Source organism: Lentzea sp. NPDC055074 (assembly GCF_053608005.1).
Genome location: NZ_JBSGUQ010000007.1, coordinates 329529 through 347661 on the forward strand (window position 1 = coordinate 329529; position 18133 = coordinate 347661).

At 72.9% G+C, this 18133-nt stretch carries 2 protein-coding genes; one reads left to right on the forward strand and one right to left on the reverse strand.

Annotated features, from left to right (window positions below; genetic code table 11):
* Positions 1-40: 40 nt before the first annotated feature.
* The gene (locus tag ACWF7A_RS19430) at positions 41-16750 is read right to left on the reverse strand and encodes an SDR family NAD(P)-dependent oxidoreductase (RefSeq protein ID WP_452251833.1); all 16710 of its coding nucleotides are present in this window, start codon (positions 16748-16750) and stop codon (positions 41-43) included.
* 206 nt (positions 16751-16956) lie between these two features.
* Here ACWF7A_RS19430 and dpgA point away from each other — a divergent pair, with 206 nt between their 5' ends.
* Complete coding sequence (dpgA, locus tag ACWF7A_RS19435; protein ID WP_452251834.1) at positions 16957-18060, forward strand: 3,5-dihydroxyphenylacetyl-CoA synthase DpgA; 1104 nt, start codon at positions 16957-16959, stop codon at positions 18058-18060.
* Positions 18061-18133 lie beyond the last annotated feature (73 nt).

The window sequence follows — 18133 nt, forward strand, 5'->3', positions numbered from 1 at the left end:
GCCCGCCGGGAAGTCCCCGGCGGGCCGTTCCTTTGTGCGGTCAGGAGAGCCCGAGCTCGTCGATGAACTCCAGCACCTCGTCCACCGACGCGGAGCCGAGGTCGACCTCGTCCAGCCCGCGCGCTCCCCTCCAGGTCGCGAGCAGCCTGGTCAGCCGCGTCTCGACCTCGTGGGCGGAGCCGTTCACCGACGCGACCGCGAGCAGCGACTCGAGCCGGTCCAGCTCGTCCAGCACCGACACCTCGCCGCCGGCCAGCTCACCCGACAGGAACCGGGCGATCGCCGTCACCGACGGGTGGTCGAACACCAGGGTGGCGGCCAGCTTCAGGCCCGTGGCGGCGGCGAGCTGGTTGCGCAGCTCCACCGCGGTCAGCGAGTCGAACCCGAGGTCCAGCAGGCCACGCGAGACGTCGACCTCGGCCGGTGAGGAGTAGCCGAGCACGGCGGCCGCGGTCGCCCGGACCTCGTCCACCAGCACGCGTTCCCGGTCGTCCGGGCCCGCCGCCAGGACCAGGTCCCGCAACGGCGCGCCACTCGTCGTGACGGGCTCCTCGGCCACCTGCGCGACGAGCTCCGACAGCAACGGGCTGGGCCGTGCCACGGTGAAGCTCGGCACGAACCGTTCCCACTCCATGTCACCGACGACGACCGAGGTCTCGCCGGCGGCCAACGCATCTCGGAGCGCGGACATCGCGAGTTCTGGCGCCATCGCACGCATGCCGCGCTTGTGCAGCTGCTGCTGGTCGGCACCGTCACCCATACCGCCACCCGCCCAGAGGCCCCACGCGACCGACGTGGCCGTCAGGCCGCGCTGTCGCCGGTGGACGGCCAGGGCGTCGAGGTAGGCGTTCGCCGCCGCGTACGCGCTCTGGTTGCCACCGCCCCACACGGCCGCGGCCGAGGAGAACAGCACGAACGCGTCCAGCTCGCCGAACACCTCGTCGAGGTTGCGCGCGCCGATCACCTTGGCGCGCATGACCTCCGCGAACTCCTCCGGTGTCGTCTCGGCCAGCGACGCGCGGTCGCCGACGCCCGCCGTGTGCACGACCGCGTGCACCGGGCCGACCTCGTCCACGAGGTTCCGCAGGGCGTCGAGGTCGGTCACGTCGCAGGCCGCGAACGTGACGCGGACACCGAGCTCGTCCCGCAGCTCGGCGGCTCCCGGCGCGTCGGCGCCCCTGCGGCTGAGCAGCACCAGGTGTTCCGCGCCCGACCGGGCGAGCCACCGCGCCACGTGGCCGGCCAGCGCACCGGTGCCGCCGGTGATCAGGACCGTGCCGCGGGCCTTCCAGTCACCGGCGGCGGCGAGCGGCGCGCGGTGCAGGCGGCGGGCGTGGACACCCGTGGCACGGATCGCCACCTGGTCCTCGCTGCCGGCCAGCACCCGCCGCAGCACGCCGGGATCGACGTCGGCGGGCAGGTCGACCAGGCCGCCCCAGCGTGCGGGCAGTTCGAGCCCGGCGACGATGCCGAGGCCCCACACCCGTGCCGCGTCGGGGTCGCCGAGAACGTCCTCTTCGGACACTGAGACGGCACCCCTGGTGGCGACCCAGAGCTTCGACTCGACCCCGCTGTCCGCGAAGCCCTGCACCACGGCCAGGGTCTGCTCGACCGACTCCGCCGCGACGAGCACGCCGTCTGCGGGTCCGGCCGCGCGCAGCCGTTCGGCGACGGTCGCGCGATCTCCGCCCAGGTCCAGCGGAGTTCCGCCGACGACACCCGCGAGCGACGGGTCGACGAGCCACCGATCGGTCCGTGCCGCCGAGCCCGTGACGACCGGCGTCCAGTCCACCCGGTAGCGCCAGTCGGACCGCACGCGCTCCTCGGCACGGGACTCCGGGGCGTCGAGCCAGTAGCGGGCCCGCTGGAACGCGTAGGTCGGCAGGTCGACGACCTGGGCCCCGGGGTACACCTCGGACCACGCCACCTCGGTTCCCGCCACGTGCACCCGGCCCAGCGCCAGCAGCAACGCCTCGACCTCGGAACGGTTCCGGCGCAGCGTCGGGATCGCCCCGTCGACCATCGCCGACAGGATGCCGTCCGGGCCGATCTCGACGAACGTGCAGTCGCCCAGGGACGCGACGTTGTCCGCGAACCGGACCGCATCCCGCACGTGCCGCACCCAGTACTCGGGATCGGTCACGTCACCCGACGCCGCCAGGGGGATCCGCGGCGCGGAGAACGTGAGGCCGCGGACGACCTCGCGAAACTCGTCCAGCACCGGTTCCATCAACGGCGAGTGGAACGCGTGGGACACCTTGAGCCGCTTGGTCTTCTCGAAGTGACCCGCGACGGCCAGGACCTCGTCCTCGGCACCGGCGATCACGACGGACCGCGGCCCGTTCACCGCGGCGATCGACACGTGCCCGGTCAGCAGCGGGAGCACCTCGTCCTCCGCGGCGACCAGCGACACCATCGCACCACCGCGGGGCAGCGCCTGCATCAGCCGGGCCCGCTCCCCCACCAGCGTGCAGGCGTCGTCCAGCGAGAGCACCCCGGCGACGTGCGCCGCGGCGATCTCACCGATCGAGTGCCCGGCCAGGTGGTCCGGCCGGACCCCGAACGACTCCAGCAGCCGGTGCAGGGCCACTTCCAGCGCGAAGATCGCGGGCTGGGCGTGCCCGGTGTCGTCCACGTCCAGGTGGTCGACGGAGAACCGCGACCACACCTCGTCGAACGCCGCCGCGAACACGGGGAACCGCGCGTGCAGCTCCTGGCCCATGCCCGCCCGTTGCGCGCCCTGACCGGTGAACAGGAACGCCAGCGGGGCGTCGGACTGCCTGCCCAGCGCGGTGTTCACGGCCCGCTTGCCCTCCGCGAGCGAGGCGAGACCGGCGCGGAGCCCGTCCCGGTCGCCCACGACCACGGCGCGGTGGGTGAGCGCGGCACGCGTGCTCACCAGCGAGAGAGCGACGTCGGCGACACCGGCGTCCACCTCGCGCAACCGGGCCGCCTGGGCCCGCAGCGCCTCCTCGGTGTGCCCGGACAGCACCCACGCGACCGGTCCGGAGTCCGGTGTGGACGGTCGAGCCTCCGGTTCGACGCCTTCGAGGATCACGTGGGCGTTCGTCCCGCTGATGCCGAAAGAGGACACGCCCGCACGTCGCGGACGGCCGGTCCGCGGCCACGAGACGGCGTCGGTCGCCAGCTCGACGGCGCCCTCGCTCCAGTCGACGTGCGGGGAGGGCTCGTCGACGTGCAACGTCTTCGGCAGCACGCCGTGCCGCATCGCGAGCACCATCTTCATGACGCCCGCGACGCCGGCCGCGGCGAGCGTGTGCCCGATGTTGGACTTGACCGAGCCCAGCCACAGCGGCTGGTCGCGGTCCTGGCCGTACGTCGCGATGATCGCCTGGGCCTCGATCGGATCACCCAGCTTCGTGCCGGTGCCGTGCGCCTCGACCGCGTCGACGTCCGAAGTGGACAGACCCGCGCTCTGCAGCGCCTGCCGGATCACCTTCTGCTGCGCCGGCCCGTTGGGGGCGGTGAGCCCGTTGGACGCGCCGTCCTGGTTGACCGCCGAGCCCTTCACCAGCGCGAGGACCCAATGGCCGTTGCGGCGGGCGTCGGAGAGCCGTTCCAGCACCAGCACACCGACGCCCTCGGCCATGCCGAACCCGTCGGCCGAAGCGGCGAACGCCTTGCTCCGGCCGTCCTCGGCGAGTCCGCGCTGCCGGCTGAACGCCACGAACACCGACGGCGTCGCCATCACCGTGACGCCACTGGCCAGCGCGAGGTCGCACTCTCCGTTGCGCAGCGCCTGGCTCGCCAGGTGCAGCGCGACGAGCGAGGACGAACAGGCGGTGTCGACCGTGACGGCCGGGCCCTCCAGCCCGAACGCGTAGGACACGCGGCCGGAGATCACGCTCGCCCCGGTGCTGGTGGCGAGGTAGCCCTCGTCACCGGGGGCGACGTGCACGGCGAGCGTCGCGTAGTCCTGGCCGCTGATGCCGGTGAACACGCCGGTCCGGCTGCCCTTGAGCGTGCGCGGGTCGATGCCGCCGCGTTCGAAGGCCTCCCACGACGTCTCCAGCAGCAACCTCTGCTGCGGGTCCATGACGGCCGCCTCGCGCGGGCTGATGCCGAAGAACGCCGGGTCGAAGTGGCCCGCGTCGCGCAGGAACCCGCCGTGCCGCACGTAGCTCGTGCCGGACCGTTCGGGGTCGGGGTCGTAGAGCGCGCCGACGTCCCAGCCGCGGTCGCCGGGGAACTCCGAGATCGCGTCGCCGCCCTCGGCCAGCAACGCCCACAGGTCGTCGGGCGAGCTGATGCCGCCGGGATACCGGCAGTTCATGGCGACGATGGCGATCGGGTCCCCGGTCGTGGCGACCGATCGCGTGTCCTCGGCGCGCACGGTCTCGCCGAGCATCCTGGTCCGCAGTTCGGCACCGAGCGCCGCGGCGGTCGGGTGGTCGAACACGATGGTCGCGGGCAAAGGGACGCCCGCGACGGTCTGCAGCCGGTTGCGCAGCTCGACCGCGGTCAGCGAGTCGAAGCCCAGTTCGCGGAACGCCCTGTCGGTCGCCACCCCGGTCGCGTCGGCGTGCCCGAGCACCGCGGCGGCGTTCGCCCGCACCAGCCCGACCAGTTCGCGCAGCTGTTCCTGCCCGGTCAGCGTGCCGAGCCGGTGGGACAGCGAGTTGTCCGCCGTGCGGCGGGTCTTCGTCGCACGCACCAGGCCGCGCAGGATCGACGGAACGGTGCCCTGCTCCCGCACGGCGGCCCGGTCGAGGCGCACCGGGACGACCGCGGCGCGGCCGGAGCCCAGTGCCGCGTCGAACAGCGCGAGTCCCTCCTGTGTGGACAGTGCGACCGTGCCGCGCCGGGCGAGCCGGGCGACGTCGGCGTCGTCCAGCACGCCGGTGAGCTCGCTGCGTTCCTCCCACAGGCCCCAGGCGAGCGACGTCGCGGGCAGTCCCCTCGCGTGCCGGTGCTGGGCGAGTGCGTCGAGGAACGTGTTGGCCGCGGCGTAGTTGGCCTGCCCGGGGCCACCGAACACGCCGGCGGCCGAGGAGAACAGCACGAACGCCTTCACGTCGCCCGCCAGCTCGTGCAGGTGCACGGCAGCGTCGACCTTCGGGCGCAGGACCCGCTCGACCTGCTCGGACGTCAGCGAGTCGAGCACACCGTCGTCGACGGTGCCCGCCACGTGCACCACCGCACTCAGCCGGTGGCCCAGCAAGGCCTTCTCCAGCGACGTCCGGTCGGTCACGTCGCACGCGCCGAAGGCGACGCGGGCTCCCAGGTCCGTGAGCTCGGCCGCAAGTCCCTCCGCCGCACCACTTCGGCTGAGCAGCAGGAGGTCACGGGCGCCGTGCTCGGTGACGAGGTGCCGCGTCACGAGAGCGCCGAGCGTGCCCGTGGCGCCGGTGACGAGCACGGTGCCGTCGAACGCTCCCGGTTCGATCCGGTGCGCGGCAACAGGAGCCAGCCTGGGCACCAGCAGCTTGCCGTCGCGCACGGCGACCTGCGGTTCGTCGCTGCCGAGTGCCTGGGCGAGCGCGTCCACGTCGTCGGCGTCGACGATCGTGAAGCGGCCGGGGTGCTCGGACTGCGCCGACCTGACCAGGCCCCAGATCGGGGCGTGGGCGAGGTCCGGCACGTCCTCGCCCGGGCCGGTGGCCACGGCCCCGCGCGTCACGAGGACCAGGCGGCCCTCACGCGTCGCCAGCCAGTCCCGCATCAACGCGAGGGTCTGGTGGACCGCGTCGTGCGCGTCCGGGACGAGGTCGTTGCCGGGACCACCGCACGCCACCACAGCGACCTCGGCGTCGTCCGAGAGGACGACCCCCTGGGCACGCAACGCTTCCTCCAGGCCGAAGTGGTCCGGTCCGATGACCGAGCACGACGGCGGCGCGGTGGCCTCGGCCGGAACCCAGTCGATGCCGAACAGCGAGTCCGTCACGGCGGATCGTTCGCGCAGCACCACGGAGTCGGCCGACAGCACCGGCCGTCCGTCGAGGTCGGTGATCTCCAGACCGACGGCCGAGCGGATCCGGACGCTCGACGTGCCCGGCGCGTGCAGCCGCAGCCCGCGCCACGTTCCCGCGACGCCCCCGACCGCCTCCGCCAGCAACACGGGGTGGATGAGGAAGCCCGTCGGGTCGTGCTCGTCGGGCAGGGTGAGCTCGGTTCCGTCGCTGGAGGTGGTCGCGGGTGCCACGTCCGGGACGAGCACGCCGGACGCGTTGCGCGTCCACTCGTCGTCGCCGCGGGTGTGCACGCCGACCGGGCGGCGGCCCCGCTCGTCCGCCGCGCCGACCCAGACCTGCAGGTGCGTCGAGCCGGCCTCGGGCAGCAGCGCGGGAGTGGTGATCGTGAACTCTTCGAGCGTGCCGCCCCCGCCCGCCCACAGCGCGAGCTCGGCGAACGCCGCGGCGAGGACCGCCTCGTCCGCGAGCCACGGGTGGGTGTGCCGGGAGATCCGGCCGGTCGCGACGAAGCCGCCGATCTCGGGGATCTCGGTGTCGGCGCTGAGCAACGGGTGCGCGGACTCGCCGGCCTTCACCGGCGCCGTGACCCAGAAGCGCTCACGCTGGAACGCGTAGGTCGGCACGTCGGCCAGCGGGGCGTCTTGCCGTGGCCACACCACCGGGACGCCGTGCACGAACGCCTCGCCGGCGGACCGCAGCATCCGGTCCAGGCCGCCGTCGTCGCGCCGCAGCGTGCCCACCGCGTCCTGGATGCCCGTCGCCAGCACGGGATGCGCGCTCACCTCGATGAACGCGTGCCCGTCGAGCGCGGAGAGCGCCGCGTCGAGCCGGACGGTCTGCCTCAGGTTGCGGTACCAGTACCCGGCGTCGAGGTCGGTCTCGTACCGGCCGGTGACGGTGGAGAGGAACGGCACCGGTCCGGGCTTCGGAGCGACCCGCAGCAGTGCGGACAGCTCCGGCTCGACGAGCTCGACGTGCGACGAGTGCGAGGCGTAGTCCACCGGCACCCTGCGGGCCCGGTCGCACGACGCCAGCAGCTCGTCCAGCGCGTCGACGTCACCCGACACCACGACCGCGGACGGCCCGTTGACCGCGGCGATCGACAACCGCTCGTCGATCAGGCCGCGCACCTCGTCGAGCGGCAGCTGCACGGAGACCATGCCGCCCTTGCCCGCGAGCGAGCGGGCGATCGCCTGGCTGCGCAACGCGACGACCTTCGCGCCGTCCTCGAGGGACAGCACTCCGGCGACGACGGCCGCGGCGATCTCACCCTGCGAGTGCCCGACGACCACGTCCGGCTCCACGCCGAACGACCGCCACACCTCGGCCAGCGACACCATCACGGCCCACAGCGCGGGCTGGACGACATCGACCCGTTCGGTCTCGCGCAGGTCCAGCTCCACGTACGGCGCAAGCGCTTCCGCGCATTCCTGCAACCGTTTGGCGAACACCGGTGAGGCCTCGGCGAGCTCCTCGGCCATGCCGACCCACTGCGAGCCCTGACCGGGGAACAGGAACGCCACCGGCCGTCCGCCGCGGGGCGCCACACCCTTGGTGGCACCGGGTTCACCGGCCGCGAGCACCGCGAGTCCGTCGAGAAGCTCGTGCCGGTGTCCCACGACCACCGCGCGGTGGTCGAACCGCGCCCGTGCGTCGACCAGGGTGCGGGCGACGCCGGGCAGTGAGATCCGCGGGTCGGCCAGCTTCTCGCGCAGACGCTCGGCCTGCTCCCGCAGTGACTCGTCGCTCTTCGCCGACAGCACCAGGGGAACCAGGGCATCGTCCGCGCCCGGCTCCTCGGCGGGTTCGCCCTCGATGATCACATGGGCGTTCGTGCCGCTCACGCCGAAGGCCGACACACCGGCCCGGCGCGGACGGTCTGCGGGCCACTCGCGCGGCTCGGTCAGCAGTTCGATCGACCCGGCGGACCAGTCGACGTGCTCCGACGGCGCGTCGACGTGCAGCGTCTTCGGCAGTACTCCGTGCCGCATCGCCATGACCATCTTGATCACGCCCGCGAGTCCGGCGGCGGCCTGCGTGTGGCCGAGGTTCGACTTGACCGACCCGAGCAGCAGCGGTTCGGCCCGGTCCTGGCCGTAGGTGGCCAGCAGCGCGTGAGCCTCGATCGGGTCGCCGAGCCGTGTGCCGGTGCCGTGTGCCTCGACGACGTCGACGTCCGAAGTGGACAGACCGGCGGACGCGAGTGCCGCGCGGATCACGCGTTCCTGCGACGGGCCGTTCGGGGCGGTCAGGCCGTTGGACGCGCCGTCCTGGTTGACGGCGGTACCGCGCACCACCGCGAGCACCGGGTGGCCGTTGCGCCGCGCGTCGGACAGCCGTTCCAGCACCAGCACACCGACACCCTCGGACATGCCGAACCCGTCCGCGGCCGCCGCGAACGCCTTCGACCGGCCGTCCGCGGCGAGGCCTCGCTGGCGCGAGAACGCCACCAGGCCCTCGGGCGTCGACATCACCGAGGCCGCGCCGGCCAGCGCCAGCGAGCACTCGCCCCGGCGCAGCGACTGCGTGGCCAGGTGCAGCGCCACCAGCGACGACGAGCACGCCGTGTCGACCGTGACCGCCGGGCCCTCCAGCCCGAACGTGTAGGCGATCCGGCCGGACACGACGCTGGCCGCGTTGCCCGTGACGAGGTAGCCCTCGAGGCCCTCCGGCGGCGGCGACAGCAGTGCCGCGTAGTCCTGGCCGTGCGTGCCCGCGAACACACCGGTGTCGCTGCCGCGCAACGAGTCCGGCGCGATCCCGGCCCGTTCGAGCGCCTCCCACGACGTCTCCAGCAGCAGGCGTTGCTGCGGGTCCATCGCCAGGGCCTCGCGCGGCGAGATGCCGAAGAACCCGGCGTCGAACTCGGCGACGTCGTGCAGGAAGCCGCCTTCCCGCACGTACGACGTGCCCTGCTTGTCCGCGTCGGCGTCGAAGAGGGCGTCGAGGTCCCAGCCGCGGTCGACCGGCAGCGCGGAGATCGCGTCACCGCCGTCCGCGACCAGCCGCCACAGGTCCTCCGGCGAGCGCACGTCGCCGGGGAACCGGCAACCGATGGCGACGATCGCGATCGGCTCGGCCTCGGTCGCCTGTGCCGCCACGGGTGCGACGACCCGTGCGGGCGCCTCGGAGAGTGCGGTCCGCAGGTACACCGCGAGCGCGGTGACCGTGGGGTAGTTGAAGATCAGGGTCGGCGGCAGCCGCAGCCCGGTCGGCGTGCTCAGGCGGTTGCGCAGCTCGACCGCCGTCAGCGAGTCGAAGCCAAGCTCCTTGAACGACTGGTCGACGTCGACCTGCTCGGCCGAGGCGTGCCCGAGCACGGCGGCCGCGTGGGCGCGGACCAGGTCGACCAGCAGCCGATCACCGTCCACTTCGGACAGACCGCGGAGCTGGCCGGCGAGGTCGCCCCCGGTCGCGGTGCGCGTCCGCCGCGCGGGCACGAGGTCCCGCAGCAACGGCGGAACGTCGTTGTCCCTCAACGACGCGCGGTCGAGCCGGATCGGCACGACGGCGGCGTTCGGCCCGGCGAGCGCGGCGGAGAACAGGGCGAGGCCCTCCTGCGCGGCGAGCGGTGCGGTGCCGCCCCGGGCCATCCTGCGGACGTCGGTGTCCGACAGCCTGCCGCCCATCCCGGCCTCTTCGGCCCACAGGCCCCAGGCCAGAGCGACCGCGGACCGGCCGGACGCACGACGGTGTGCGGCGAACGCGTCGAGGAACGCGTTGGCGGCGGCGTAGTTGCCCTGCCCCGGCGCGCCGAACACGGCCGCGGCGGACGAGTACAGCGCGAACAGCGGCAGGTCGAGACCGGCCGTCAGCTCGTGCAGGTGGATCGCCGCGTCGACCTTGGGCCGCAGCACGCGGTCCACCTGGTCGCCGGTCAGCGACACCAGCACGCCGTCGTCCACCACACCGGCCGTGTGCACGACACCGGTCAGCGGGTGCTCGGCCGGGATCGTGGCCAGCAGCGCGGCCAGGGAGTCGCGGTCGGCCACGTCGCATTCGGCGAACGTGATCGTCGCGTCCAGATCGGCCAGGTCGCCGAGGTCAGCCGCACGCCTGCTGGTCAGCAGCAGGTTCCGGACGCCGTGCGCGGTGACGAGGTGGCGTGCCACGAGCCGGCCGAGCCCACCCGTGGCTCCGGTGACGAGCACCGTGCCCTCGGGGTCGAGGCGCACGGGTTCGCCGGCGTCCGCACGGACCAGCCTGGCCGCGAGGACCTCGCCCGCCCTGATCGCGACCTGCGTCTCGCCAGTGGCGACAGCGGCGCCGAGGGCCTCGGCGGACGCGGGGTCGTCGTCGAGGTCTGCCAGGACGATCCGGCCGGGGTGCTCGGACTGCGCGGTGCGCAGGAGTCCGTTGACCGCGGCCTGCACCAGGTCGGGGACCTCGTCGCGCACAGCGGCGGCGAACCGCGTGGTGAACACCAGCGTGTCGGTGCCGGAGAGCTTGTCCCGCAGGAGTTCCAGCGTCTCGGTGACGGCGGCGCGCACGTCGGCCGGCAGGTGGCCGGACGAGGCGAACGTCAGCGGCACGAGCGCGTGCTCGGACGGCCCGGCGGACTCCCTCGTCGCGGGCACCCAGTCGACCCGGAACAGCGACCGGGCCGGACGCACACCGGCGGGCGACGCGGGCCGCACCGTGACCGACGCGGCGGAGAGCACCGGCCGTCCGGACGGATCGGCGGCCTGGACCGAGATCGAGTCCTCGCCGTGCGCGGTCAGCCTCACCAGCAGCTCTTCGGCGCCGGTCGCGTGCAGCCGCACGTCGGACCACGCGAACGCGAGCCTGCCCTCCCCCGCCTCGTGGCCTGCCGCGGTGAACGTCATCGCGTGCAACGCGGCGTCGAGCAGCGCGGGGTGCAGCCCGAACCTCGCGGCCTCACCCCGTTCGGCGTCGGCCAGCCGGACGTGGGCGTAGACGTCGCCGCCGTGCCGCCACGCGCGGTGCAGGCCGTGGAACGCCGGGCCGTAGTCGAAGCCGCGGTCGGCGAGCCTGTCGTAGAAGTCGTTGACGTCGAACGGTTCCGCATCGGCCGGTGGTGTGGCGCTCACCGCGGCGGGCGCGGGTTCCGTTGCCAGCGAACCGATCGCGTGCCGGACCCAGGTGTCGTCCGCGCGGGAGTGCACGGAGATCCTGCGGCGACCGGCGTCGTCGGGCGCGGACAGGAGCACCTGCACCGGGACCGGGGCCTCGTCGAGCACCAACGGTGTCTCGAAGGTCAGTTCCTCCAGCAGGTCGGACCCGACCTCGGCACCGGCGTGCAGGGCCAGCTCCACGAACGCGGACCCCGGCAGGATCACCGAGCCCAGCACGGAGTGGTCTGCGAGCCACGGGTGCGTCCGGGTCGAGAGGACGCCCGTGAACAGCATCCCGCCGTCGTCCGCCACGGTGACGGCGGCGCCGAGCAACGGGTGCTCCGCGTCCACCTGCCCGAGACCGGCGGGATCACCCGCCAGTGCGTCGGACTCCAGCCAGAACCGCTCGCGCTGGAACGGGTACGTGGGCAGGTCGACGAGCGCGCCCTCCAGCGGCCACTCGACGCGGACACCCGCCACGTGGGCCTCGGCCACCGACCGCAGAACACGGGCCGGACCGCCCTCGTCGCGGCGCAACGTACCGACGGCCGTCGCGTCCTGCATGCCCGGCACCAGCACGGGATGCGCGCTCACCTCGATGAACGCGTGCCCCTCCAGTGCCCGCACGGTCTCGTCGAACCGCACGGTCTGCCGCAGGTTGCGGTACCAGTACCCGGCGTCCAGCTCGGTCTCGTACTCGCCCGTGACCGTCGAGAAGAACGGCACGGACCCGGTCCGGGGAGAGACGTCGAGCAGCTCCAGCAGCTCGGACTCGATCAGCTCCACGTGGGCCGAGTGCGACGCGTAGTCCACCGGCACCCGCCGCGCCCGGTCGCACGACGCCAGCAACTCGTCCAGCGCGTCGACGTCACCCGACACCACGACCGACGCCGGACCGTTCACGGCGGCGATCGACAGCCGGTCACCGATCAGCTCGCGGACCTCGTCCAACGGCAGCTGCACCGAGACCATGCCCCCGCGTCCGGCCAACGACCGCGCGATGGCCTGGCTCCGCAGGGCGACGACCTTCGCACCGTCCTCGATGGACAGCACACCCGCGACCACGGCCGCCGCGATCTCACCCTGCGAGTGGCCGATCACCACCTGTGGCTCGACGCCGAACGACCGCCACACCTCGGCCAGCGACACCATCACAGCCCACAACGCGGGCTGCACGACGTCGACCCGTTCGGTCTCCCGCAGGTCCAGCTCCACGTACGGCGCAAGCGCTTCCGCGCACTCGTCGAGCCTCGTTCTGAACACCGGCGAAGCCTCGGCCAGCTCCTCGGCCATCCCGACCCACTGCGAGCCCTGACCGGGGAACACGAACGCCACCTCGGCGTCTCCCCGTGCCACACCTCGCACCACGGACCGCGCCGTGCCACCGGACGCGACGGTGCTCAGCGACTCCGCGTCGAACACCACCGCGCGGTGCTCGAACGAGGCCCGGCCGGCGAGCGTGAACCCGACGTCGGCAGCGGAGACCTCGTGCGCCGCGAGGTGGTCGCGCAGCCGGGCGGCCTGCTCCCGCACCACCTGCTCGGTCCGGCCGGACAGCACCCACGGCACCGGTCCGGACGAGGAGGCGGACCCGGTCTCGGCCGCGACCCCTTCCAGGATCACGTGGGCGTTCGTGCCGCTCACCCCGAACGACGAGACGGCGGCGCGGCGCGGCCGGTCGACCTGCGGCCACTCCCGGGCCTCGGTCAGCAGCGACACCGCGCCCGCCGACCAGTCGACGTGCGAGGTCGGTGTGTCCACGTGCAGCGTCTTCGGCAGCACACCGTGCCGCATCGCCATGATCATCTTGATCACGCCACCGACACCGGCGGCGGCCTGCGTGTGGCCGATGTTCGACTTGAGCGACCCCAGCCACAACGGCGTCGAGCGCTGCTGGCCGTAGGTCGCGATGATCGCCTGGGCCTCGATCGGGTCGCCGAGCGTCGTGCCGGTGCCGTGCGCCTCGACGGCATCGACGTCCGAAGTGGACAGACCGGCGCGACGCAGCGCCTGCCGGATCACACGTTGCTGCGACGGCCCGCTGGGCGCGGTGAGCCCGTTGGACGCGCCGTCCTGGTTCACCGCCGACCCGCGCACCACGGCCAGCACGCGGTGCCCGTTGCGCCGCGCGTCCGAGAGCCGCTCCAGGAGCAGCACGCCGACACCCTCGCCCCAGGCGGTGCCGTCGGCCGAGTCGGCGAACGAACGGCACCGGCCGTCGGCCGCGAGCCCGCGCTGCCGGGAGAACTCGACGAACACCGACGGCGTCGCCATCACCGCGACACCACCCGCGAGCGCCATCGACGACTCACCCGTGCGCAGCGACTGCGCGGCCAGGTGCAGCGCCACCAGCGACGACGAACACGCCGTGTCGACCGTGACCGCCGGGCCCTGCAGCCCGAACGTGTACGACACCCGGCCGGACGCGACGCTGCCCGCGCCACCCGTGCCGAGGTAGCCCTCCAGGTCCTCCGGCGGCCGCGACACCCCGGACGCGTAGTCGTGGAACATCACTCCGGTGAAGACACCCGTCCGGCTGCCCTTCACCTGCTCCGGCGTGATGCCCGCCCGTTCGAAGACCTCCCACGACGTCTCCAGCAGCAACCGCTGCTGCGGGTCCATCGCGAGAGCCTCGCGCGGCGAGATGCCGAAGAAGCCCGGGTCGAACTCCCCCGCGTCACGCAGGAAACCGCCGTGGCGCACGTAGCTCCTGCCGGCCGCGTCGGGGTCCGGGTCGTAGAGGTCGGGCCAGCCGCGGTCGTCCGGGAACTCGCCGACCGCGTCCCGTCCCTCCGCGACGAGGCGCCACAGCTCCTCGGGCGAGCCCGCGCCGGGGTACCGGCAGCTCATGCCGATGATCGCGATCGGCTCGCCGAGATCGGCCTCGTCGTGCTGCTCCTCCGCCCGGCTCGTGCCGCTGAGCAGGTGGTTCAGCTCCTCCGCGAGCAACGCCGGGGTGGGGTGGTCGAACGCGGCCGTGACGGGCAGCGCGGCACCGGTCGCCTCGACGAGCCGGTTGCGCAGCACGACCGCGGACCGCGAGTCGATCCCGTACGAGGTGAACGACGCGTCGGCGCCGACCTCACGTCCGAGAATGGCGGCGACCTCGGCACGGACCAACGCCAGCAGGTCACGCGCCGACGTGCCCGTGGACACCGCGGGCAGCGCCACGGCGTCGGCCTGGGCGTTGAGCACCAACGAATGCCCGGACGCCAACGCCAGATCGAGCGCACCGGTGGAGAACGGCCCGGCCAGCGCCAGACCGGGAATCCCCTGGGCACGCCGGTGCTGGGCGATCACGTCGAGGAACGCGTGCGCGGCGACCTGTCCCAGCGGCTCGGTGCCCCCGATCGTCGGCACCAGCGACGACAGCACCACAAAGGCGTTCAGCGGCAACGTCCGCGTCATCACGTGCAGGTTCAGCACGGGGTCGACCCGGCCCTCCGCCAGTTCGGCCGCGTGCACGACGGCGCTCAGCGACGCGGGCAACGCGGGCGCCAGCGCGGCAGGATCCGCGGCGGAGACCGGCAGGACGTTCACCGTCGCACCGAGCGCCGCGACATCGGCTACCAATGAGTCCACTTCGGACGGCGAAGGGTCGAGCACCACGAGTTCGCGAACGTCGTGCGCACCGGCGAGGTGCCGGGCGATCTCTCCGCCGGCCCCGGCGACGGGACCGACGACGAGCACCGTGCCGCCGAGCCCTGGCGTCGCGGTCTCCGGCGTCACCAGCGCGGACAGCCTCGGTGCCAGCAACCGCCCGTCGCGCACCGCGAGCCGGTTCTCCCCGGCGGCCAGCGCGGCCGGCAACTCCGGCCCGATCGGGGCGTCGTCGAGGTCGACGAGCCCGAACCTGTCCTCGTGCCCGGTCATCGCGGCCCGCACCACGCCCCACACCAGCGCGGGCACCAGCCCGGAGACGTCGTCGCCGGGCACGGCGAACACGACGCGGCGGGTCACGAACACCAGGCGGGCGGACGCGAACCGCTCCTCGGCGAGCCAGCGCGCGGCCATGTCGTGTACGAACTCCGTGGTCGCCGCGACCGCACCGGCGAAGTCGCCGCCCTCGATCGCGTCGAAGAAGCACGGCACCAGCACGACGTCCGGCAGGAACTCGATCGCCGCGAGGTCGGAGTACACCGGCACGGACAGCCCGAGGGAGTCCGCGCCGACGACCACGACGTCCGGCGACGCGGACTCGACGGGCTCGACCGGCAGCCAGGAGACGTGGCTCAGCGACTCGTGCCGCGGGCCGCGCGTCCCGATCAGGCGGCCGGGCGACGACGCCAGCGCGTGCCGCCGCACCTTCCCGGAGCCGGTGCGCGGGATGGACGTGACCTCGTAGAAGTACTCGGGCACCTTGAAGTGCGCGACACCCTCGCGGGCCGCGCGCAGCAGGTCACCCGGCGCCACCCCACCGGGTTCCGGCACGACGTGCGCCACGGGCACCTCGCCGAACACGGGGTCGGGGTGCCCTGCGACCGCGACGTCGGCGACGCCGGGCACGCCGCGCAGGACGTCCTCGATCTCGGCGGGGTGGATGTTCTCGCCCGCGCGGATGATCAGGTCCTTGAGCCGCCCGGTGATGTGCAGGTAGCCGTTCTCGTCGAACCGCGCGAGGTCACCGGTGCGGTACCAGCCGTCCGGCATCGCGGCGGCCGTCTGCTCCGGCAGGCCGTGGTAGCCGAGCATGAGGCTGGGGCCGCTGACCCACACCTCGCCCTCCGTCCCGGCGGGGACGTCGTCGAGGGTCTCCGGGTTCACGAGCCGCACCGACGTGCCGGGCACCGGCGTGCCGCACGAACCGGGCACGACGGGCGCGTCCGGCGCGTTCATCGTGATGGCGCCACAGGTCTCGGTGCTGCCGTAGCTGTCGATCAGCGGGACGCCGAACTTCTCGGCGAACTCGGTGCGCAACGCGCCGGTGGCGGGCGCTCCGGTGCACAGGGCCACCCGCAGGCCGCTGAGGTCGGCCGCGCCGTCGCGCAGCAGGTAGTGGTACATCGTCGGCACACCGGCGAGGACCGTGCTGGTTCCCAGTGAGGAAGCCACTTCCTCGGCCGAGAAGCCGGCCATGACGCGCGCCGAGGCACCGGTCGCCATCACGCCGAGCAGGCACATGATGTGAGCGAGGCTGTGGTACAGCGGCAGCGGCCACAGGACCTCGTCCTCTTCGGACAGTCCGAGGATCGGCGCGTAGCAGGCGGCGACGGACCACAGGCAGCTGCGTTGCGTCGACAGCACGCCCTTCGGCTTGCCGGTGGTGCCCGAGGTGTAGAGCAGCCAGGCGACGTCGTCGAGGCCGAGCGAGTCCGGGGCGGGCCCGACGGGGTTGGTCGCCCACTCCTCGAACTGCTCGCCCACCACCACGACCGTCGCACCGGCGGCGATCCGGCGGGCTCGCGCCGCGTTGGCCCGGTCGGTGATCACCACTCTGGCACCGGAGTCGCGGACGAAGTGGTCGAGCTCGGCGTCCGCGCACTGCGGGTTCACCGGCACGCCGACCGCGCCCGCCCTGGTGACGGCGAAGAAGCTCTCGACGAACTCGACGCAGTTGCCGAGCAGGATCAGGACGGTGTCGCCACGACCCGCCAGGTGTCCGGCGAGACTCGCGGTCCGCCGTTCGAGCTCCGCGTAGCCGACACCGCGACGCGAGTCGCGGAAGGCGACCTTGTCCCCGTGCCGCTCGGCCCGTGCGAGCAGGAGCTCGGGCAGTGGCCGGATCAGCTCGGAAAGCAACATTGAACGCCCCCATGCACATAGGATTGCCCAACGCTATTGACGCGGCGATACCGCGCGAAACCCCTAACCACCCTTAGGGGCCACTTGTCGCGACCCCCTAGCAAGCGCTGGACCAGTTATTTTCCGGCAACCTCGTGGCTGACTCGAAGGCGCGTGCGTAGTGTGCCAGGAGTGGCCGACATCCGGCGACTTCTGATGGAGTGAAAATGACGCAGACATTGCTCGACGAGAAATCGTCGGCGACGACGCTGTTGAGCGGCAACAATCCGCGGATCATCGGTGTCGGCACCGCCACCCCGGCGGCGTCGTATTCCCAGGAAGAAGTGCTCGACATCTTCCACGTCGAGGATCCTCGGGTGCGCTCGGTGTTCCGCAACAGCGCGATCGACCGGCGGTTCCTCACGCTGCCGCCGGAGGCCGGGGACGGTACCCGGCGGATGGAGGACCAGGGCGAACTGCTCGGCAAGCACCGGGCGAGCGGCATCGACATGGGCACGCGCGCGCTGCAGGCGACGCTCAAGAACGCCGACGCCGAACTGGGCGACGTGCGTTACCTGTGCTGCGTGACCTCGACCGGCTTCATGACCCCGGGCTTCAGCGCGTTGCTGATCCGCGAACTGGGGCTGAGCCACCACTGCAGCAGGCTCGACGTCGTCGGGATGGGCTGCAACGCAGGGCTGAACGGGCTCACCGCCGTCAGCGGCTGGGCGGCGGCGCACCCCGGCCAGCTCGCGGTCATGGTGTGCGTCGAGGCGTGCTCCGCGGCCTACGTCTTCGACGGCACGATGCGCACGTCCGTGGTGAACAGCCTGTTCGGCGACGGTGCCGCGGGCGTCGCGGTGCTGGCGGGCGGCACGGGCGAGCACCGCGGCCCGCAGGTGCTGAAGTTCTCCAGCTGCATCATCCCCGACGCGCTCGAGGCGATGCGCTACGACTGGGACTCCGACGCCGGCAAGTTCAGCTTCTTCCTCGACCGCGACGTGCCGTACGTGGTCGGCGCGCACGCCGAGATCATCCTCGACCGGCTGCTCGCGGGAACGGATCTGCGGCGCAGTGACATAGCGCACTGGGTCGTGCATTCCGGCGGCAAGAAGGTCATTGATTCCGTGATGATCAATCTCGGTCTCACGCGGCACGACGTCCGGCACACGACCGGCGTGCTGCGCGACTACGGAAATCTTTCCAGCGGCTCCTTCCTCTTCTCCTACGAACGACTCGTGGAAGAAGGAACCGTCACACCGGGCGATTACGGCGTTCTCATGACCATGGGACCGGGGTCGACCATCGAAACCGCGTTGATCCGCTGGTGAGAGCGCGAACCGAAAGAGGGGCGGAAAGCACGTTGACTTCCAGTGACCTGTATCTCGAGATAGCCGGAACAGG